General features: G+C 71.6%; 2 protein-coding genes. One reads left to right on the forward strand and one right to left on the reverse strand.

Annotation, left to right across the window (positions count from 1 at the left end; genetic code table 11):
- Window positions 1-68: 68 nt before the first annotated feature.
- Window positions 69-1541 (reverse strand): MFS transporter, encoded by a 1473-nt coding sequence (locus tag DQW06_RS20035; RefSeq protein ID WP_117199100.1) that lies wholly within the window; start codon window positions 1539-1541, stop codon window positions 69-71.
- Window positions 1542-1763: 222 nt separating this feature from the next.
- On the opposite strand from DQW06_RS20035, the gene DQW06_RS20040 reads away from it, so the two are divergent.
- Window positions 1764-3185: FAD-dependent monooxygenase (locus tag DQW06_RS20040; protein WP_117199101.1), on the forward strand; the 1422-nt coding region annotated here is incomplete at its 3' end.

Raw genomic sequence — 3185 nt, forward strand, 5'->3', positions numbered from 1 at the left:
GTCCGGGAGGGGCTGTCGGTGGTGGACGGTGGAGGGGAGCCGGGGCGGAGGGCCCGCGAGGACCCCGCCTAGCGGAGCTCGCGTTCCCTGACGACGAGGAACGTGACCACCGCGCCGGCCAGGGCGAGGAGCGCCAGCCCCAGGAACGTGGTGTGCATCGCGGAGGTGAGGCTGGCCGAGACGGCGTCCAGCGCGGTCGAGCGGTCCGCCTCGGCGAACTGGCCCAGCGCCGTTTCCAGTCGGCCCTGGGTGGCCTCACCCGCCAGGGTCCGCTCCTGCTCGGGGTCGGCGAAGGGGAGGTCGAGCGTGTTCAGGGACAGGGTCGCCAGCACGGACCCGGCTCCGGCGATCGCCACGCTCTCCCCGGTGATGCGCATGGTGTTGAAGATGCCCGAGGCCATCCCGGCCCGCTCGACCTCCACGGAGCTGAGCGCCGCGTTGTCCATGACGCCGAAGGCGCTTCCCACCCCCGTGCCGAACAGGGCCAGGGGAGCGGCGAGCGCCGTCCAGTGCTGGCCCGGCTGGAGGGTCATCAACCACAGGGAGCCGCCCGCGATGAGCAGGGAGCTGGTGGCGAGCATGACCCGCAGGGGGAGCCTGGCGGCGAGCTGCCCGGCCAGCATCGGCAGGGCGAGCACCGGCAGGGTCAGGGGCAGGAGCAGGGCCCCGGCCTCGGCGGCGCCGAACCCGCCGACGCCCTGGAAGAAGGGCGGCAGGTAGACGAGCAGGACCACGAAGCCGAAGGTGATGGTGAAGGGCTGGCAGACGACCACGACGAACGTGGGCCGCTTGAACAGCGAGAGGTCGAACATCGGGCGCCGGACCCGTGACTCCACCACGACGAAGGCGGCGAGGAAGACGAGGAACCCGACCGCCGACCCGATCGCGCTCAGGCTGAGCCAACCCGCCTCGGCGCCCTGGACGAAGGCGAGGGAGAGCAGGAACAGGCTGGTGCTGAAGGTCATGACGCCGCCCCAGTCCACCGAGGTGGAACCGGGGTCGCTCGACTCACGGATCGAGCGGACCAGGAGCAGGACGACGGCGGCGAACGCGAGGTTCATCAGGAACACCATGCGCCAGTCCAGGAAGTTGACCATCAGCCCGGCGACGAAGGGCCCCATGGCCAGTCCGAAGCCGAAGGAGGTCCCCAGGAGGCCGAAGGCCCGGGCCCGGGCCGCTCCCCGGAAGGAGTCGGCGAGGATCGCCGATCCGCTGGTCATGATGCCCGCGGCGCCGATGCCCTGGACCGCGCGGGCGACGTCGATGACGAGGATGTTGGAGGAGAGGCCGATCACCGTGGCCATCGCGGTGAAGACGACGAGGCCGATGACGAGGACCCGGCGCCTGCCGAAGCGGTCGGCGAGTCCGCCGGCGGCGAGCATGAACGCCGCGAAGGTGACGTTGTAGGCGTTCTGGACCCACTGGGCCTCGCCGACGCTGGCGTTCAGGTCGGCCGCGAGCTGGGTGAGCGCCACGGCCGGAGCAGTGACGGCGAGCGGCAGCATCACGCTGGACAGGGCGACGGCGACGAGTGTGGCCACCGCCTGTCCCCTGGTCAACGGGGCGGGAGCACTCCGCGCGCCCTGCAGATCCGTGGCTTCTATCGCCATTCCCCTACCCCTTAATTCGCTTCCTTATAGCCATCCATTCGTGGATGAGCATAAGGTGTCTTATGTCCATCGTCAATCTTATAGAACTGGCCACGCGCGCGGTGGGCGGACCCGGGACACCCGCCGCAACCTGTTCGATCGGAGCTCCCCGAAATGCAGTTGACCAGCGACGACACCGCTTCCACCCGCGCACACAGCACCCCCTCCGACGTCCTCGTGGTCGGTGCCGGGCCCGTGGGCCTGACCGCCGCGTGCGAGCTCCTGAGACGAGGAGTACGTGTACGGCTCATCGACCGCGCCGAGTCCGCCTCCCCCTTCCCCAAGGCCCTGCTGCTCTGGCCGCGCACCCTCGACCTGCTGGACGACCTGGGCGCCCTGGAATCCACCCGGCGGGCGGGTATCGACATCCGCAGGTTCCGCTACTACTCCTCCGGCGACCCGCTGGCCACGTTCACGTTCCCCGAGCACCTGGCTCCGGTGTGCCTGCCCCAGAACGAGACCGAGCGCGTGCTCACCGAGCGGCTGCACGCGCTCGGCGGGCGCATCGAACGGGGGGTGCGGCTGCTCGCCCTCGACGGGCTGGACTTCTCCGGCGACATCACCGCGACCGAGGGGGTGACCGCGATCCTCGAACACTCCGACGGGACCGTCGAGCGCTACCACGCGCCCTTCCTCATCGGCGCGGACGGCGCGGGCAGCGCGGTGCGCGCCCAGATCGGCACCGGCTTCGTCGGCAGCACCTACGAGTCGGCGTTCGCCCTCGTGGACTGCCACATCGAGGGGGAGCTGCCCGTCGACGAGGCGCTCTACTACCAGTCGCCCCGGGGCGCCCTGGTGATCGTCGCCCTGCCCGACGGCGTCTTCCGGTTCTTCGCCAGCCTTCCGCCCGGGGAGAAGGCGGGGGTGGACCTGCTCCAGCGGATCACGGACGAGCAGGGCCCGGGAGGGGTCCGGCTGGTCGACCCGGTGTGGGAGTCCGTGTTCCGCGTGCACCGGCGGCACGCCGACGACTTCCAGCGGGGCCGCGTCTTCCTCGCCGGGGACGCGGCGCACGTGCACAGCCCGGCCGGGGGCCAGGGCCTCAACACCGGGATGCAGGACGCGCAGAACCTGGCCTGGAAGCTGGCCGCGGTGACACGGGGCGAGGCAGGACCGGAACTGCTCTCCACCTACGGCCCCGAACGCAAGGACGTGGCGCGGCAGGTGGTGCGCGACACCGACATCCAAACACGCGGTTGGATGCTCCAGCACCCCGTGCAGACGGCGGGCCGGGACGCGGCCTTCCGCGTCCTGGAACCGGTCATGGAACGCGGATACCTGCCCGTCATGGCGGGTTACCGGTTCCGCTACACACCCGCTCGCCTCACCCAGGAGCCCACCTGGCCCTCCCTGTGCCGGGTGACCGGACGGCTGGCGGGCGCCGTCCGCACCGGCCACGCCCTCCCCCGCTCCCTCGCCGTGGACCTGGGCGTCGCCGGGCACGGGGAGGCCGGGAGCGGACAGGGGGTCCGCGGGTGGACGCTCGCCGTCACACCCGGCCGGGGACGCACCCGCGACGGGGAGCCGTTCTCCGCG

The organism is Nocardiopsis sp. TNDT3 (assembly GCF_003427465.1).
GTDB classification, from domain to species: domain Bacteria; phylum Actinomycetota; class Actinomycetes; order Streptosporangiales; family Streptosporangiaceae; genus Nocardiopsis; species Nocardiopsis dassonvillei.